The sequence below is a fragment of the Arthrobacter sp. AB6 genome (assembly GCF_031844545.1).
GTDB lineage: Bacteria > Actinomycetota > Actinomycetes > Actinomycetales > Micrococcaceae > Arthrobacter.
The window spans coordinates 1-16,887 of record NZ_JAUZVL010000012.1; the positions used below are offsets into that span (position 1 = coordinate 1).

General features: G+C 64.2%; 15 protein-coding genes. 4 read left to right on the top strand and 11 right to left on the bottom strand.

The features are described 5' to 3' along the window. Positions 1–91: 91 nt before the first annotated feature. Entirely contained in the window at positions 92–862 is a 771-nt protein-coding gene (locus Q9R30_RS11080) for a GntR family transcriptional regulator (protein WP_104997999.1), read from the bottom strand. Between the two features lie 164 nt (positions 863–1,026). Here Q9R30_RS11080 and Q9R30_RS11085 point away from each other — a divergent pair, with 164 nt between their 5' ends. Then, on the top strand, positions 1,027–1,320 hold the full coding sequence (locus tag Q9R30_RS11085; protein WP_104998000.1) for an HPr family phosphocarrier protein: 294 nt from the start codon (positions 1,027–1,029) through the stop codon (positions 1,318–1,320). A 77-nt stretch (positions 1,321–1,397) separates the two neighbouring features. Here Q9R30_RS11085 and Q9R30_RS11090 read toward each other — a convergent pair whose 3' ends face one another. From Q9R30_RS11090 to Q9R30_RS11110, 5 genes are all read right to left on the bottom strand, one after another. Beyond that, a complete protein-coding gene (locus tag Q9R30_RS11090; protein WP_013601026.1) occupies positions 1,398–1,799 on the bottom strand; it encodes a cytochrome c oxidase subunit 4 in 402 nt (133 codons plus the stop codon). Between the two features lie 2 nt (positions 1,800–1,801). After that, the gene (ctaD, locus tag Q9R30_RS11095) at positions 1,802–3,523 is read right to left on the bottom strand and encodes a cytochrome c oxidase subunit I (RefSeq protein WP_311217616.1); all 1,722 of its coding nucleotides are present in this window, start codon (positions 3,521–3,523) and stop codon (positions 1,802–1,804) included. A 10-nt stretch (positions 3,524–3,533) separates the two neighbouring features. Next, a complete protein-coding gene (coxB, locus tag Q9R30_RS11100; protein WP_311217617.1) occupies positions 3,534–4,406 on the bottom strand; it encodes a cytochrome c oxidase subunit II in 873 nt (290 codons plus the stop codon). 186 nt (positions 4,407–4,592) lie between these two features. Then, positions 4,593–4,982, bottom strand: a complete 390-nt coding sequence (locus Q9R30_RS11105; protein WP_066275924.1) for an iron-sulfur cluster assembly accessory protein — start codon at positions 4,980–4,982, stop codon at positions 4,593–4,595. A gap of 174 nt (positions 4,983–5,156) precedes the next feature. Then, positions 5,157–6,629, bottom strand: coding sequence for a dipeptidase (locus Q9R30_RS11110; RefSeq protein WP_311217618.1), 1,473 nt, complete (start codon positions 6,627–6,629; stop codon positions 5,157–5,159). Positions 6,630–6,720: 91 nt separating this feature from the next. On the opposite strand from Q9R30_RS11110, the gene Q9R30_RS11115 reads away from it, so the two are divergent. Beyond that, complete coding sequence (locus Q9R30_RS11115; protein ID WP_104998004.1) at positions 6,721–7,320, top strand: DUF3043 domain-containing protein; 600 nt, start codon at positions 6,721–6,723, stop codon at positions 7,318–7,320. A 76-nt stretch (positions 7,321–7,396) separates the two neighbouring features. Here the strand turns inward: Q9R30_RS11115 and Q9R30_RS11120 are convergent, their stop codons facing one another. Next, a complete protein-coding gene (locus tag Q9R30_RS11120; protein WP_311217619.1) occupies positions 7,397–8,467 on the bottom strand; it encodes a quinone-dependent dihydroorotate dehydrogenase in 1,071 nt (356 codons plus the stop codon). Between the two features lie 74 nt (positions 8,468–8,541). Here Q9R30_RS11120 and Q9R30_RS11125 point away from each other — a divergent pair, with 74 nt between their 5' ends. Beyond that, the gene (locus tag Q9R30_RS11125; RefSeq protein ID WP_311217620.1) at positions 8,542–9,543 is read left to right on the top strand and encodes an alpha/beta hydrolase; all 1,002 of its coding nucleotides are present in this window, start codon (positions 8,542–8,544) and stop codon (positions 9,541–9,543) included. 85 nt (positions 9,544–9,628) lie between these two features. Here Q9R30_RS11125 and Q9R30_RS11130 read toward each other — a convergent pair whose 3' ends face one another. The 3 genes from Q9R30_RS11130 to leuA all read right to left on the bottom strand — a co-directional run bounded on the left by Q9R30_RS11130 (position 9,629) and on the right by leuA (position 13,052). Beyond that, the gene (locus Q9R30_RS11130; RefSeq protein WP_311217621.1) at positions 9,629–10,456 is read right to left on the bottom strand and encodes an isoprenyl transferase; all 828 of its coding nucleotides are present in this window, start codon (positions 10,454–10,456) and stop codon (positions 9,629–9,631) included. 2 nt (positions 10,457–10,458) lie between these two features. Then, the gene (recO, locus tag Q9R30_RS11135; RefSeq protein WP_104998008.1) at positions 10,459–11,211 is read right to left on the bottom strand and encodes a DNA repair protein RecO; all 753 of its coding nucleotides are present in this window, start codon (positions 11,209–11,211) and stop codon (positions 10,459–10,461) included. A 101-nt stretch (positions 11,212–11,312) separates the two neighbouring features. Continuing rightward, positions 11,313–13,052, bottom strand: coding sequence for a 2-isopropylmalate synthase (gene leuA, locus Q9R30_RS11140; RefSeq protein ID WP_311217622.1), 1,740 nt, complete (start codon positions 13,050–13,052; stop codon positions 11,313–11,315). Between the two features lie 252 nt (positions 13,053–13,304). On the opposite strand from leuA, the gene Q9R30_RS11145 reads away from it, so the two are divergent. Then, on the top strand, positions 13,305–15,257 hold the full coding sequence (locus tag Q9R30_RS11145; RefSeq protein ID WP_311217623.1) for a M13-type metalloendopeptidase: 1,953 nt from the start codon (positions 13,305–13,307) through the stop codon (positions 15,255–15,257). Between the two features lie 87 nt (positions 15,258–15,344). Here the strand turns inward: Q9R30_RS11145 and Q9R30_RS11150 are convergent, their stop codons facing one another. Further along, on the bottom strand, positions 15,345–16,793 hold the full coding sequence (locus tag Q9R30_RS11150) for an LCP family protein (protein ID WP_311217624.1): 1,449 nt from the start codon (positions 16,791–16,793) through the stop codon (positions 15,345–15,347). Positions 16,794–16,887 lie beyond the last annotated feature (94 nt).

Sequence of the window (16,887 nt, forward strand, 5' to 3'; positions counted from 1 at the left end):
ATTTGGACCGGGCCTTCCTGTTTGCCTTTCCGTATGTCCGCAGCACACGGTCTGCACTCCGTGTGCTGCGGACAGCCCGCCAACGGGCGGCTCAGTGGTTGCGTGCCCGGCGTGCCCCCGGGCGCTGCAGCGGCACCCACAGCTTGTACCTGTCTGCGCGGTAGTAGGAGACGGAATAGTCCACCATAGCCCTGGCTACGAAGGCGTGCCGCTGGATTTTCAGGAGCGGCGCTCCCACCTCCACGTTCAGCAACCGGGCGGTGGACGGCGAAGCCGCGGTGGCCTCGATCATGTCCTCGCCCCATTCCATCACCAGCCCAAATTGCTCACTGAGGACGTTGTACAGCGACGTGGGCGGTTCCCCGTCCAGCAGTCCCGGCACCCGGTGCGCAGGAATGAAGTTCTCGTCAACGCTCATGGGTTCACCGTCAGCCAGGAGCAGGCGCCGGAAACGGACCAACGGCGTTCCCTCATCCAACTGCAGTTCACGCGCAAGGAACGCACTGGCGGCAATCTGCTCAAAGCTCAGGACCTTCGCCGCAGGGACCATCCCCCGTCGCTGCATCTCCTCGCTGTAGGACGTCAGCTTGACTTGGAGATCGACCTTTGGCCGGCGGACGAACGTCCCCAGGCCCACCACTCTTTCGATGACTTCTTCGCCTACCAACGCATCAATCGCCTGGCGGACCGTCATGCGGGCAAGGCCGAACCGTTCGGCGAGATCCCGTTCGGAGGGCAGGGCCGATCCGGGCGGGCAGGAGTCCGCAATGTAGGTACGCAGGATCTCGCGCAGCTGTACGTAGATGGCTGTGCCACTGGACCGGTCGATTTTGCCGGTGATGGCTGCCGCACTAGCCGGCATGGGTTGCTTCCCCTGCGTTAAAGTTCACCCTCCAATTTTAGGTCAGGTCTAGACCAGCTTCGTCCACCTTGTCCCGCCGTTTAGCGGCGCAACCTGACAGGCCCTATATTTGTCATGAAAACGCGATTTCGACGGAGGGGGGCCGTCATTATGAAGGAGTCCCTTTGCCAACACATAACGCCGTGGTCAAAGCCTCGGTGGGGCTGCACGCCCGGGCTGCCGCCGTCTTCGTACGGGCCGCTACGCAGACCGGCCTGCCGGTGACCATCTCGAAGGAGGGCAGCTCGAGCGTTGATGCGCGCTCTTTGCTGCAGGTGATGGCGGCGGATTTCCACCAGGGATGCATGGTGGAGCTGGGTATCAGCGACGCGGCCCTCAGCGGCCCGTTGGGGCGCCAGGAGGCCGAAGACGCGTTGCGGGCGCTGGGTGAACTGCTGGAGTCGCAGGGCGCCGCCTAGGACGTGCCGCGAGCAATACGAACGACGTCGGGCCCCACCAAATGGTGGGGCCCGACGTCGTAGTTGGTGAAGAAGCGCTAGTGCGCGTGGTCTCCGCGGCTGTATTCGTACACCCAGCCGATGAGTGCCACGACTGCCAGGCCGGCCGCGATGAACACAATCCAGAAACCGACCGCAAGGCCCAGGAAACCTGTTGCGCACGCGATGCCCAGGACCAGCGGCCACCAGCTCCAAGGGCTGAAGTGTCCCTGCTCGCCCGCGCCTTCGTGGATCTCAGCATCGCTGCGGTCCTCGGGGCGCATGCCGACGCGCTTGCCGGTGAATCCAAGGTAGCCGCCGATCATGCCGGCGAGGCCGCCCACCAGCAGGATGCCAAGGATGCCCACCCACTCGCCCCAGTTGGTCAGGAAGCCGTATACCAGGGACACCGGAACGAAGAAGAAGACTCCGGCACCAAAAATCCAAGATTCAATTTTCATTGTCAGTTGTCCCTCTGGTCGGCATTTCCGAGTACCTGGGCGGCCGGCGCCGGCGACTCAACGGTGTGGACCTGGCGGAGTTCCGGGTGGTGCAGGTCCAGGGCGGGCCGCTCGGAACGGATCCGGGGCAGCGAAGTGAAGTTGTGCCGCGGCGGCGGGCAGGACGTGGCCCATTCCAGTGAGGCGCCGAAGCCCCAGGGATCGTCCACCTGGACCTTTTCACCGCTGCGCCACGTGATGTAGACGTTCCAGAAGAACGGAATCAGGGAGGCGCCCAGCACGAACGAAGCCACGGTGGAGAACTGGTTCATCCAGGTGAAGTTGTCCTCCACCAGGTAGTCCGCGTAACGGCGGGGCATGCCTTCAACGCCCAGCCAGTGCTGGATGAGGAACGTGCCATGGAAGCCCAGGAACAGCAGCCAGAAGTGGATCTTGCCCAGGCGCTCGTTCAGCATCTTCCCGGTGAACTTGGGCCACCAGAAGTAGAACCCGGCGAACATCGCGAACACCACGGTGCCGAACACCACGTAGTGGAAGTGCGCCACCACGAAGTAGGAGTCCGAGACGTGGAAGTCCAGCGGCGGGGACGCCAGGATGATGCCGGTCAGGCCACCGAACAGGAAGGTGACCAGGAAGCCGATGCTCCAGAGCATCGGGGTTTCGAACGTCAGCGAACCGCGCCACATGGTGCCGATCCAGTTGAAGAACTTCACGCCGGTGGGGACCGCGATCAGCATGGTCATGAAGGCGAAGAACGGCAGCAGCACGGATCCGGTGACGTACATGTGGTGTGCCCACACAGTTACGGACAGGGCGGCGATGGCAATGGTGGCGTAGACCAGGCCCTTGTAGCCGAAGATCGGTTTGCGGCTGAAGACCGGGAAGATCTCCGAGACGATGCCGAAGAACGGCAGCGCGATGATGTACACCTCGGGGTGGCCGAAGAACCAGAACAGGTGCTGCCAGAGGACGGCACCGCCGTTTTCGGGATCGAAGATGTGGGCTCCGAAGCGGCGGTCCGCGCCGAGGGCGAAGAGTGCTGCTGCCAGCGGCGGGAACGCCATCAGGACCAGGATGGCCGTCACCAGGGTGTTCCAGGTGAAGATCGGCATCCGCCACATCGTCATGCCGGGGGCGCGCATGCAGATGATGGTGGTGATGAAGTTGACCGCACCCAGGATGGTGCCGAAGCCGGACAGCGCCAGGCCGAACACCCACAGGTCACCGCCGACGCCCGGACTGAAGGTGGTGTTGGACAGCGGCGCGTAGGCGAACCAGCCGAACGACGCCGCGCCCTGCGGGGTGATGAAGCCGGACACCGCAATGGTGGAACCGAAGAGGAAGAACCAGAAGGCCAGCGCGTTCAGCCGCGGGAACGCGACGTCCGGCGCGCCGATCTGCAGCGGCATGATCACGTTCGCGAACCCCGCGAAGAGCGGCGTTGCGAACATCAGCAGCATCACGGTGCCGTGCATGGTGAACAGCTGGTTGTACTGTTCCTTGGTCTGCAGGATCTGCATGCCGGGCTCGAACAGTTCGGCGCGGATCAGCAGCGCCATCACGCCGCCCAGGCAGAAGAATACGAAGGACGCAATCAGGTACATGTACCCGATGGTCTTGTGGTCGGTGGAGGTGATCCAGTTGACGACGATGCGTCCCTTGGACTTCGGAACCACGGGAGCTGCAAGGACTCCGGTGGGTGCGGATTGAGTGTACGTAGCCACGTCGCTCCCCTTACTTAATTTCGTTCACGTTCGGGTTGCGGTCGTACTCGACGCCGAGGAGACCCGTGTTGCCTGCTTCACGCAGCTCGTTCATGTGGGCCTGGAATTCGGATTCCGACACCACCTTGACGCGGAACAGCATTTCGGAGTGGTACTCGCCGCAAAGTTCGGCACACTTGCCGTCGTAGGTGCCCTCTTTGGTGGGGGTGAACCTGATGTAGTTGGTCTTGCCCGGGATCATGTCGCGCTTCTGGAGGAAGGCGGGTACCCAGAAGGAGTGGATGACGTCGCGTGCGTTGAGCTCAAGGTCAACAGACTTGTTGACCGGCAGGTACAGCGTGGGCAGCTTTTCCTTATCGATGGTGTTGCCCGTAAGGTGCGCCTGCACCCCGGCCTCGTGGACATCCTCCTGGATGACGTCGCCGGCCTTGTAGTTGAAGTCCCATGCCCACTGCTTGCCACGGACGTCAACAACGACGTCGGCAGGCCGGGAGCGGTTGTCAATCGCCTGCTGGTCGCGGTCGGTGAAGTAGAAGAACACCACAACCATGAACAGGGGGATGGTCAGGTAAAAGACTTCGAGGGGCAGGTTGAAGCTGGTCTGTCGCGGAAACCCCACCGTGCCCTTGCGGCGGCGGTAAGCAACAAGGCACCAGACGATCAGGCCCCAGGTAATGATGCCCACAACCAGGGCGGCAATCCATGAGTTGACCCAGAGGTCCATGATGCGGTCGGTGTTGCTGGTGGTGCCACGTTCAGTGGGCAGCCACCCTTTCTCTACCTCTGGCGAACATCCGGTCAAAACCAACGCGCCGGCAATTGCCAAGCTTGTGATCGTTGTGATCGTTTTGCGTCGGCTGCCGGTTCGGTTCTGCGAACTCACAGACGGCCCTTCCTACTTGTTGCTGTTGACCGGGCAGCCTTGGCCGCCCCGGGCACACTAAAAGTTTTACTACTCGGTGTAGAGCTTACCGCTCCCCCGGGCGTTTCGCCCACATGTCGGCGCCGTGCCCCCATACCGATATTTTCGGCAGGAGACCCGGCGCCGGCATCGGGCGAAACAACCGGCTTAGTGGAACGAATCCCCACATGCGCAAGAGCCGCCCGCGTTCGGGTTGTCGATGGTGAAGCCCTGCTTGGAGATGGTGTCCTCGAAGTCGATGCTGGCACCGCTGAGGTACGGAACGCTCATCTTGTCCACGACAACCTCGACGCCGTCATAGTCCCGGACTGCGTCACCGTCCAGGAGCCGCTCATCGAAGTAGAGCTGGTAAATCAGTCCGGAGCAGCCGCCGGGCTGCACTGCAACCCGGAGGCGCAGATCCGTACGGCCTTCCTGCTCGAGAAGACTGCGTACCTTGCCCGCTGCGACGTCGGTCAGCTTGACCTCGTGGACGGGCAGTTCGTCACTGGCCGTGCTGGTGGTACCTGTGCTGTTCTCATTGGTTGCGGTGCTCATTTGGCCTACCTTCTTAGGACGGTCTGGCGGCGCCGCACTGGCGGTGCCTGCCCCTACGGTTTCGGTATGGGCTATAGCTACATGCTACGCGGGGCGGAGGTGTAGCTCTAACTCCTGAACGTAACCATGGAAGGCACCCCGTTGTTCCCGGGAACGGCCTGTACGGTGTTCCGATCAGGCCCTGGGGCCGCCATGGGAGCGGTCCTGCAGTCCCTGGTCATTAATCCGGGCCAGGAGCAGGGCCTCGGCGAGGATGGCCTTGCGGAAGTCGCCAAGGTGCAGGGATTCGTTCGCACTGTGCGCCCGGGAGTCCGGATCCTCCACACCGGTCACCAGGATCTGCACGTCCGGATACAGTTCCGTGAGGTCGGCAATAAAGGGAATGGATCCGCCGATCCCTGTTTCCACGGCTTTGACCCCCCAGGCCTCTCCCAGCGCCCACATGGCCAGTGATGCCGCCGGCGACGACGTGTCAGTCAGGAAGGGGTTGCCGCTTTCCCCAGGCGTGAAGGTCACCTTCGCGCCGAAAGGCGCGTTGGCCTCGACATGCCGGCGCACAGCCTCCATGGCTTCGTCCGGGACCTGGCCGGGGGCAAGGCGCAGGCTGAACTTCGCCCGGGCGCGGGGCAACAGGGTGTTCGATGCCGCGTCCACTGAGGGGGCGTCGAATCCGATGATGGACAGGGCCGGTTTGGTCCACAACCGCGAGGCGATGCTGCCCGACCCTGCCAGCCGTACGCCGTCGAGCACTGAAGCATCTGCCCGGTAGTCTTCCTCGGAAAGGTCAACTGTGGCTGTATCCCTTGCCACCAGTCCCTCGATGGCGACATTTCCTTCCTCGTCATGCAGGGTGGCGATGAGGCGCGACAGGAGGGTGGGCGCATCCAGCACCGGTCCCCCGTACATGCCGGAGTGCACAGCGTGGTCGAGGACCTGGACTTCAATGGTTCCGTCCACCAGTCCCCGCAGGCTGGTGGTCAGCGCCGGGACCCCCACCTTCCAGTTGCTGGAATCAGCGACGACGATGACGTCGGCCCGGAGCAGTTCCCGGTTTGCCTCCAGGAATGAGCGGAACGTGGGCGAGCCGGCTTCTTCCTCGCCCTCGAAGAAGAACGTGACGCCGAGCCCCAGCGAGTTCCCGAGCACCTTGCTAACTGCCGCGTATGCAGCCAGGTGCGCCATGATGCCGGCTTTATCGTCCGCGGCGCCCCGGCCGTACAGGCGTCCGTCCTTCTCGACGGCGGTGAACGGTTCAGTGTTCCACAGGCTTTGATCACCCGCGGGCTGGACATCGTGGTGGGCATAGAGGAGGATCGTCGGCTTGCCGTCGGCGGCAGGCCGTTGGGCGACGACGGCGGGCCCTCCCGGGGTGCCGTCAGGCTTGTCGCAGCCAAGGATCTGGACGTTTCCGAGTCCCACGCCGCGGAGCAGTTCCGCTACAGCTTCGGCGCTGCGTTCCAGCGGGGCCCGGTCAAAGCTTGGCCAGGCGATGCCGGGGATGGCGACCAGCTCCTTGAGCCGGGCCAAGGTCTGGTTGAAGGACTGGTCAATGGACGAACGAAGGTCTTCCGTCCAGCTGTTTCGGTCAAGGCCCGGGGATGGAAGGCCATTGTGGTTTTGCGGCGTGCCCGTCGGCGATGAAGTCATGGCAAAACATTACCCGCGTCATATTGACTGCTTGGGGCCACGGTTGGCTTCGGCATGACTTCAGTTTCCCGCCGCAAGGTATTCTGTTCTGGTGTTCGGACGTAAAAAGGAAGCGCCCTCGGCGCAGCAAACAGTAGACCAACAGGCTGCAGAGCCGGGGCGGCCAGAGGGATTGGGCGGCAAGGGGGCCCCAACTCCCACGCGTAAGGCACAGGAGGCGGCCCGCCGGCGGCCACTGGTCCCGGAGGACCGTAAAGCCTCCAAGGCTGCCGAGCGTCAGGCAATCCAGGACCAGCGGCTTAAGATGCGCCAGGCCCTGGACACCGGTGACGAAAGGTTCCTGCCGCTGCGTGACAAGGGTCCCCAGAAACGGTTTGCCCGCGATTATGTTGACGCGCGTTTCAGCCTCGGTGAGTACTTGATGTTCGGCGCCCTCGTGTTCGTCCTGGTGTCGCTGGTGGTTCCGGCGTCCAGTGACTTGATGATCTACGTCCTTGGCGGTTTCTGGGTGATGTTCCTGGCCGTCTTCGTGGACGTGTTCATCCTGTCCCGCCAGCTTCGCAAGCGGCTGACCGCGAAGTTCGGCGAGGTGGAGCGCGGAACCGTGTGGTACGGCTCCATGCGTTCCCTGCAGTTCCGCAAGCTCCGTCTCCCCAAGCCCCAGGTCAAGCGCGGCCAGTACCCGGCCTGACCCCGCGGCTCCCTTCAACAATCAACAAAACCCCGGCGGATTTTCCGCCGGGGTTTTGTGTTGCACCGTTCGCGGCCTAGGTCCGGCGGCTCTTCGCCAGTTCGCGGTTGATCCGGGCAGCCCAGAACGGTCCTTCATAGAGGAAGGCCGTATAGCCCTGGACCAGGGTAGCCCCGGCGTCGAGCCTGTCCTGGACGTCCTGTGCCGTTTCAACGCCGCCCACGGCCACCAAGGTGAGGGCGTCACCGGTGACCTGCTTCAGCCGGCGAAGTACGTCGAGGGAGCGCTGCTTCAGCGGCGCGCCCGAGAGCCCTCCGGCGCCGCATCTTTCCACCTCTTCCGCTGGTGTGGACAGGCCGTCCCTGGCGATGGTGGTGTTGGTGGCGATAATGCCGTCCAGCTTGAGGTCCAGGGCCAGGCGCGCGACGTCGTCGATATCCTCGTCGCTGAGGTCCGGGGCGATCTTCACAAGCAGGGGGACGTGGCGGCCTGCCGACCTGTCCGCTTCCTGGCCCACAGCCGTCAGCAGCGGCCGGAGCGACTCCACGTCCTGCAGCAGCCGCAGGCCGGGAGTATTGGGCGAGCTTACGTTAACCACCAGGTAGTCCGCAGCAGGTGCAAGGCTGCGGGCACTGACGAGGTAATCCTCCACGGCATCGGTAAGCTCCACTGTTTTGGTCTTGCCGATATTGACGCCGATAACGGGGCGAACGCCCCGGTGCCGGCGCTGTAGGGCGGCTCGCGCGGCCTTGAGCCGCGGGGCCACGGCGGTTGCGCCGTCGTTATTGAATCCCATGCGGTTGATGACCGCCCGGTCCTCCACCAGGCGGAAGAGCCGCGGTTTCTCGTTGCCCGGCTGGGCCTGCCCGGTGATGGTACCCACCTCCACGTGGCCGAAGCCAAGCTCCGTCAGGGCCTCGATCCCATGGCCTTCCTTGTCGAAGCCGGCGGCAAGCCCGAAGGGCGACGGAAAGGTTGTTCCAAAAGCCGTGGTCTGGAGTGACGGTGCGGGAGCCGTCAGCTTCGCCAGCAGCTTCCCGGCACCGGAGCGATGCGCCAGCCTGATGCCCTTGAATCCGATCTTGTGGGCGCGCTCCGCGTCCATCCATGAAAAGGCCAGCCTGAAGAATGTGGGATAAACGCGCATGCCTCTAGTTTTCCGTCTATGAGGGCCCAGACCAAAATGAGCGGGGCAAACCTGCACCGGATTAGCATAAGCGCATGGAATGGCAGCAGGACATCCTGGGCGCTGACTTTGAGTCTCATGCCTTCCGCGCCACGGGGCCGGACGGGGTGGAGCGCGCGGCCACCCTGGTCCGGTTCCGCCCCGCACTGGAGAAGTTGCCTCCATTCCCGGGCCGGCGCAGGGCCATCCTGTTCCTGCATGGCTGGAGCGACTATTTCTTCAACGCGGACCTTGCCCGCTTCTGGTCCACGGCGGGTTACGACTTTTACGCACTGGACATGCACAACCACGGCCGGAGCCTGCGTCCGGATCTCCCGGGCGGATACGTCGCCGACCTCATGGATTACGATGCCGAAATAGAAGCTGCGTTCCAGCTGATCTGCCAGGACGGCGCGGACCCCTTGCTCACCCTTATGGGCCATTCGACTGGAGGGCTGGTGGCGGCGCTGTGGGCCAGCCGGCATCCCGGCAGGGTCTCCCGGCTTGTCCTGAACAGCCCGTGGCTGGAAATGCACGGCAGCTCACTGGTGCGGCGTGCGGCGTCCAGGATGGTGGCACCTGTTGCGCGGTTCCGGCCCGAAGCCGTTCTCCGGCTTCCGGAGCGCGGGTTCTACTGGCGGACCATCAGCAGCTCGGCCGAAGGTGAGTGGACCCTGGATGACCGGTACCGTCCCCCGATGGCATTTCCCGTGCGGGCCGGCTGGCTCAATGCCGTGCTGTCCGGGCACTCCAAGGTGGCGCGGGGCCTCAACATACACGTTCCCATCCTTGTCCTGTTGTCCGGCGGCAGCGCCAACGGCCTCTTCTGGTCTGAGGAGATGCGGCGGACGGATGCCGTACTTGACGTCAACATCATTGCCGCGCGTGCCCTGACGCTTGGCCGCACGGTGACGGTGGAACGGATAGACGGCGCCCTTCATGACGTGTTCCTCTCCCCTGCTGCAGTGCGGGCCGACGCCTACGCCCGGTTGGCACGCTGGCTCAGGGCATACGGGGACGATGACCCGGAGCCATCCGAGAGTTCGAAGAGCGGATGAGCGAAGGACACACGGGCTCAGGGGCTACCCCGCCTGAAGGCCGCCGCCTGCCGGACCCGGGTGCGCCGCCGGCCGGGCGTGGACCCTAGGAGCCCGCGGGTGTTGCGGCATCCACCGCCCCGCCGTACCGACGGTCCCGCTGGGCGTACTCCTCCACTGCCGTCCACAGCGTCCGGCGGTCGACGTCGGGCCACAGCGTGTCCATGAAAACGAACTCGGCATAGGCCGACTGCCAAAGCATGAAATTGGACAGCCGCTGCTCGCCCGAACTGCGGAGGAACAGGTCAACGTCCGGCAGGTCCGGCTCGTCGAGGTACTTCTGGATTGTCCGCTCGGTGATGGCACCGGGTTTCAACCTGCCTGCGGCAACCTCGGCGGCGATGGCCGAGACAGCGTCGGTAATTTCAGCCCGGCCGCCGTAATTAACACACATGGTCAACGTGCAGGTGGTGTTGCCTTCCGTGAACTCCTCGGCCTCTTCCAGCTCCCGGATGACCGAGCCCCACAGCCGCGGCCGGCGTCCGGACCAGCGGACGCGCACGCCCCATTCATCGAGCTGGTTTCTTTGCCGGCGCAGCACATCCTTGTTAAATCCCATCAGGAAGCGCACTTCCTCCGGAGACCGGCGCCAGTTTTCCGTGGAAAAGGCGTACACGCTGACATACTCGATGCCGAGTTCTATCGCCCCCGCCATGACGTCCAGCAGCGCCGGCTCCCCTGCCTTGTGCCCTTCTATCCGCGGCAGTCCGCGCTGGTTGGCCCAGCGCCCGTTCCCGTCCATCACGATCGCCACATGGCGTGGAATGAACTCTGCGGGGATGGAGGGCGCCACGGCTCCGGAAGGATGCGGGTACGGGGCAACCACCGGGTGGGTGCGCTTTCTGGACGAGGGGTTCTTTTTGCCGAGGGCCACTGTCAGCTTCGCTCCACATGTTTGAGGGACTTCAGGACTCGTTCAAGATGCCATTGCAGGTACGCCGCCACCAGGCCCGCGGCCTCTTTCCGGTGTGGCGGGAGGGAGCCGTCCGCCGTGGTCCAGTCGCCGGTCAGCAGTGCCGCCAGGAGGACCACGGTTTCCGGCGCCGGCGCCGGCGATCCTGGGGGCCTGCATCCGCTGCAGACCATACCTCCCAGTGGCGCCGAGAAAGCGTTATGGGGGCCGGGGACCCCGCAGCGGGCGCAGTCCGTAAAGCTTGGGGCCCAGCCGCCGGTGGCCAACGCCCGCAGCAGATAGGAGTCGAGGATCAGGCCGGCGGCGTGTTCATCCCTGCTCAGGGCGCCCAGCGCACCCACAAGCAGGTTGTACTGGGCAGTTCCTGCCTCCCCGTCGACGTCGGTCAGTTTCTCCGCCGTCTCGGTCATCGCCGCCGCCACCGTGTACCGGCCGTAATCGGCGGCAATGCTGCCGCCGTAAGCGCCCTTGGCCACCGCCTGGGTGACGATGTCCAGCGTCTTGCCGGAAACAAGCTGCAGGTCCGCCACCATAAAGGGCTCAAGGCGGGCTCCGAACCGGCTGCTGGTGCGCCGGACCCCCTTGGCAACAGCCCGCACCTGGCCGTGGTGCTTGGTCAGGAGGGTGATGATCCGGTCCGCCTCGCCCAGCTTATGGGTGCGCAGTACGACGGCGTCGTCCCGGTATGCGCGGGAGGCGAAAGAGTGTTGGGCCACGCCTCTATCTTCCCATCCTTTGCAGGCACCATTCCGCCGGCCGTCACCGGGCGGGGCTCCGTTGTGCGGCCGGCGGCACCCGGCGGCACAACGGTGCGGTTTCAGGCCTTGGCGTCCCGGATGGCGCGGTTCACGGCAGAAATGACGGCCTTCAGCGACGACATGCTGGTGTTGGCGTCAATGCCCACGCCCCACAGGACCCGTTCCCCCACGGCGCATTCGACGTAGGCGGCAGCCATGGCATTGCCGCCCTCGGAAAGGGCGTGTTCGCTGTAGTCGAGGACCCGGACATCCACGCCGTCTTCGCGCAGGATGCTCAGCAGGGCCGCAATGGGCCCGTTGCCGGTCCCGGTTCGCTGGACCTGCACGCCGTCCACGGTGAGGGAGGCGTGAAGCGTCATGCCGCCGTCGTCATCCGTTTCTGTCTTGACTGCACCCAGGGAGTAGCGTCCCCACTGACCGTCTGCCTTCCCGGAGGGCAGGTACTCATCCTGGAAGACCTGCCACAGCTGGGCGCCGCTTACTTCCCCGCCAACGGTGTCCGTGCGCTTTTGGATCACGCCGGAGAACTCGATCTGGGCGCGGCGCGGCAGGTCCAGGCTGTGCTCGTTCTTGAGCAGGTAGGCCACACCGCCCTTGCCGGACTGCGAGTTGACCCTGATAACGGCCTCGTAGCTGCGGCCCAGGTCCTTGGGGTCCACGGGCAGGTACGGCACCTGCCACGTGAAGTCTTCCACTGCCTTGCCGGCGGCCGCGGCGTCCCGTTCCAACGCCTCGAATCCCTTCTTGATGGCGTCCTGGTGGGAGCCGGAGAACGCCGTAAAAACAAGGTCGCCGCCATAGGGTGAGCGCTCGGGGACGGGGAGCTGGTTGCAGTACTCCACGGTCCGGCGGACGTCGTCGATGTTGGAGAAGTCGATCATGGGGTCGATGCCCTGGACAAACAGGTTCAGTCCGAGGGTCACCAGGTCAACGTTGCCGGTCCGTTCGCCGTTGCCGAAAAGGCAGCCCTCGATCCGGTCGGCGCCAGCCATGTAACCCAGTTCCGCGGCCGCTACGCCGGTGCCGCGGTCGTTGTGGGGGTGCAGGGAGAGGATGATGCCTTCGCGGGGATGCAGGTGGCGGCTCATCCACTCGATGGAGTCGGCGTAAACGTTGGGGGTGGCCATTTCCACAGTGGCGGGCAGGTTGATGATGACCTGGCGGTCCGCGGAGGCTTCGAAAACATCGGCGACGGCGTTGCAGACCCGCACAGCGTATTCCAGTTCCGTGCCGGTAAAGGACTCCGGGGAGTACTCGTAGGTCACGTGCGTGTCCGCGAGGGTTTCCTCGTACTTCTTGCAGAGGCGGGCGCCCTGGAGTGCGATGTCCAGGATGCCGTCCTCATCCTGGTTGAAGACCACCCGGCGCTGCAGGACCGAGGTGGAGTTGTATAGATGGACGATGGCCTGCTTGGCGCCCACCAGGGATTCGTAGGTCCGCTCGATCAGGTGCTCGCGGGCCTGGGTGAGGACCTGGATGGTGACGTCGTCCGGGATGTGGTTGCCTTCAATGAGCTGGCGGACAAAGTCGAAATCCGTCTGGGAAGCAGAGGGGAAACCTACCTCGATCTCCTTGTAGCCCATCCGCACCAGCAGATCGAACATCTTCATTTTGCGGGCAGGGCTCATCGGATCAATCAGGGCCTGGTTGCCGTCACGCAGGTCCACCGCACACCAGCGGGGAGCTTTGGTGATGATCTTGTCCGGCCACGTGCGGTCCGGCAGCTCCACCTTGATCTGGTCCTGGAACGGCGTGTAGCGGTGGGCGGGCATTCCTGAGGGCTTCTGTGCGTTTCGCATTACTATCGGGGCCTTTTCTGTGGTTCTTCGTTGAAAGGGTGGCCGGGCAACACAAACTCCGCAGCGAGGGTGGGCCTTGCGCTAGATCGCGTCTGAGGCCTCGCCGCGGCAGCTAAGAAGAAGGAGCTCTGCACGCACCTTTTGAGGGTAACACGCGTGCGTAAGATGAAAGGGCACTACCGTCCGTAAAGTCCACCATGCAGACGCCGCCGGGTTATCGACCGGGCGCGGCCCTTCATCAAAGGAGTTTCAGTGCCCATATCGGGGATCGACCTGTCCACCATCGACCACACCGTCCGGCCGCAGGATGACCTGTACCAGCACGTCAACGGTGCCTGGCTGAAGGCCGCGGAAATCCCTGACGACCGTCCGCTTGAGGGAGCCTTCACGGCGCTCCGGGACGGTTCAGAGATCGCTGTCCGGGACATCATTGAAGAGGCAGCGGCCAAGGGTGCAGCCGCCAACGGAATCGAGCGGAAGATCGGGGACCTCTACAACAGCTTCATGGACGAGGCCGTTGTTGAAGCGAAGGGCATCGAACCTATCCGGCAGAGGTTGGCGGCCGTGTTCGCCACAACCTCCGTGGCTGAGCTCGTGTCCCTGGCGGGGCGGCTCTTCCGGGCCGACGTTGGCGGGCTCTTCTATATCTACCCGGCCCCTGACGCGGGCAACCCCGACCGGATTCTGCTGTACACCGGGCAGGGCGGACTCGGCCTCCCCGACGAGTCGTACTACCGGGAAGAAAAGTTCGCACCGATGGTTACGGCGTACACAGCCCATGTGAAGACCATGCTTGAGCTGGCCGGGGTTGCGGACGCCGGTGCCGCCGCCGGGCGGGTGGTGGAGCTGGAGACCAAGCTCGCGTCCCACCACTGGGACAATGTCACGCTGAGGGACCCGCAAAAGACATACAACCTGAAGACCGCGGATGAAGCGTCCGCGCTGTTCCCGCTGCTCACCACATGGTTTGAAGCCGCCGGCATCGACGAGGCCAAACGCCAGGAAGTTGTGATGAGCACCCCGCCGTTCTTCGATGGCGCCGCGGCGCTCCTCGAGTCCGAGCCGCTGGCCCACTGGCAGGAATGGCTCGCCCTGCGGGTGGTAAGTGCCGCGGCCCCCTACCTTTCGTCGTCGTTCGTCGATGCCAATTTCGCCTTCTACGGAACCACGCTCAGCGGCACCCCGCGGAACAAGGACCGCTGGAAGCGCGGTGTCGCCGTCGTCGAAGCGGCGCTTGGCGAAGCTGTGGGACAGATCTACGTGGCCCGGCACTTCCCGGAGACCCACAAGGCCCGCATGCAGGCGCTCGTTGCCAACCTGATTGAGGCCTACCGGCAGAGCATCACGGCCGTGGGCTGGATGGGAGAGGCCACGAAGGCGGAAGCGCTGCGGAAACTGGAGGGGTTCCGGGCGAAAATCGGCTACCCGGAGGAATGGATTGATTACTCCGCCGTGGAGATCGACCCGGCTGACCTGCTGGGCAATGTGGAACGTGCACATAATGCCGACGTTGACCGGCACCTTGATGAGGTGGGCAAGCCGGTGGACCGCAACAAGTGGCTCATGACCCCGCAAACGGTCAACGCGTACTACCACCCGATGATGAACGAAATAGTGTTTCCGGCAGCGATCCTGCAGCCCCCGTTCTTCACAGCCGATGCTGACGACGCGGTGAACTACGGCGGCATCGGGGCTGTCATCGGGCACGAGATCGGCCATGGTTTTGATGACCAGGGGTCCCAGTTCGACGGCGGCGGGGCGCTGCGGAACTGGTGGACGGACGAGGACCGGCAGGCTTTCGAAAAGCTCACCGCCAAACTCGTGGCCCAATTCGATGCCCTGTCACCCTCCGCGGCGCCAGGACACAACGTCAACGGCCGGCTCACGCTTGGCGAAAACATTGGCGACCTGGCAGGACTGGCGATCGCCTACAAGGCCTACCGGATCAGCCTTGACGGCAAGGAACCGGATGTCCTTGACGGCCTGACCGGGGAGCAGCGCTTCTTCGCCTCGTGGGCCGCCGGCTGGCGGCAGGTCATTCGGCAGGAGGAGGCCATCCGCCGCCTCGCGACGGACCCGCACTCCCCCAACGAGTTCCGCACCAATGCCATTGCCAGGAACCTCGACGCTTTCCACGAGTCATTCGAGGTTTCCGAACAGGACGGCATGTGGATGCCTCCCGCGGAACGCGTCAGTATCTGGTAATGGAGAGGGAACAGCGGGGCACGCCTTCCGGCAGGCCCCGCTGTTCCTTGTCAGTGACTGGTCCGCTGCACCGGCTGGTCGGGTCGGCTAGCGCTCGACGATGAGCATCGGATTGGCCTGCTGGCAGGATGCATCCTTGGCCGTCTGATTAACGATGTCTTCGGGCAATACCGCAGCCCCGTAGGTGGTGCCGGAGGTGAAGTCGGTACCGAGGTACACCTGGATCCCTGCGATGTTCGGGGCAGGGATCATTTGTTCGGCGGGAATACCCAGCATTGCTGCAACGTCCGCTGCCACATCCGCGAAGTCCAGGCCGTAGTAGACCACTGACTGCGCCACCGCCGTCGCCTCGAACTGACCGGCCTGCGCGAATCCGCCGGAAACCAGGGCCTGCACTATTTCCTGGGCACGGCCCGGGACGCCGCTGCCGTTGGCCACCGTGACAGGCTGCAGGGCTTTGTCGTAGGGCGGGAGCGCAGGTGCGGTTTCCGTGGGGGCCGGGGACGGGGGTGCTGACGTCTCCGTTGGCGCGGGCGACGGAGCGGTTGGATCGGTAAGGTCGACGTCCTGCCGCATTGCGGAGAAGAGCTGGGAACCAGCAGGCTCGGCAATCTGGAGCCTGTTCGGATCCAGCACCGCGGGAGCGGTGGGCACAGCCACGAACGCCACCTTGCTGACATCGATGTCCTTGAGCCGGGACCCTATGGTGAGCAGGCTGGGCACCGAGGCCAGTCCTTCATCGACGGTCAGGTTCTGGGTTACCACGTCGGCGATCTTCAGCATCTTCCCGGGATCCGCGAGCGTACCATCGTCCTTGATCTTGCGGGTCAGGGACGACAGGAACCCTTGCTGGGCCTTGATCCGGCCGAGGTCGCCGCCGTCGGCAAAGGCATGCCGGGTGCGCAAGAACGCGAGGGCCATTTCACCCTGGACAGCCGAGGTGCCGGCCGGCAGCCGCAGGCGTGAGTCAGGATCGTATACGGCGTCGCTGATGCACACCTCCACGCCCCCAACCGCATTCGACAGTTCCTTCACCGCATTGAAGTCAGCCATCATGAAGTGGTCCACCTCGAGGCCAGTGAGCTTGTTGACCGTGTCCACGGCGCAGCCAATGCCTGCTTCGGCCATGGCTTCATTGATCATCACACCGCTGCGGGCCGGATAGACCTTGTTGGTTTTCGGGTCCTTGCACTCCGGGATGTCAACCAGCAGGTCCCGCGGGAAGCTGATGACGCTGACGCGCTTGTTGTCCTCGGAGATGTCCATCAGCATCATGACATCCGACTTGCCGTATCCGTTGGAGTCATCGGCGGTGCCGTACTCGGAGTTCTTACCGTCACGGGTGTCCGAACCGAGAATGAGTATCTGCATTCGTCCGGTGGCATCGCTCACGGATTCGGTGCTGCCGCCGCCTGCATTCAAGGGCGCCTTGGAAATATTGCCCTGCAGGCGCAGGAACCAGAAACCGGCGAAGGCGAGTCCGCCCACAATAGCCACTGACAGGAGGGCCGTGACCACCTTCAGCCAGACAGGCATCCCGCTTGTCGGCCCCAGATGGCGGGCTGCGCCGACGATACCGTCGTCCGCATGGCGGGATACGGGTACAGTCCCGGCGGGACCGTCAAATCCA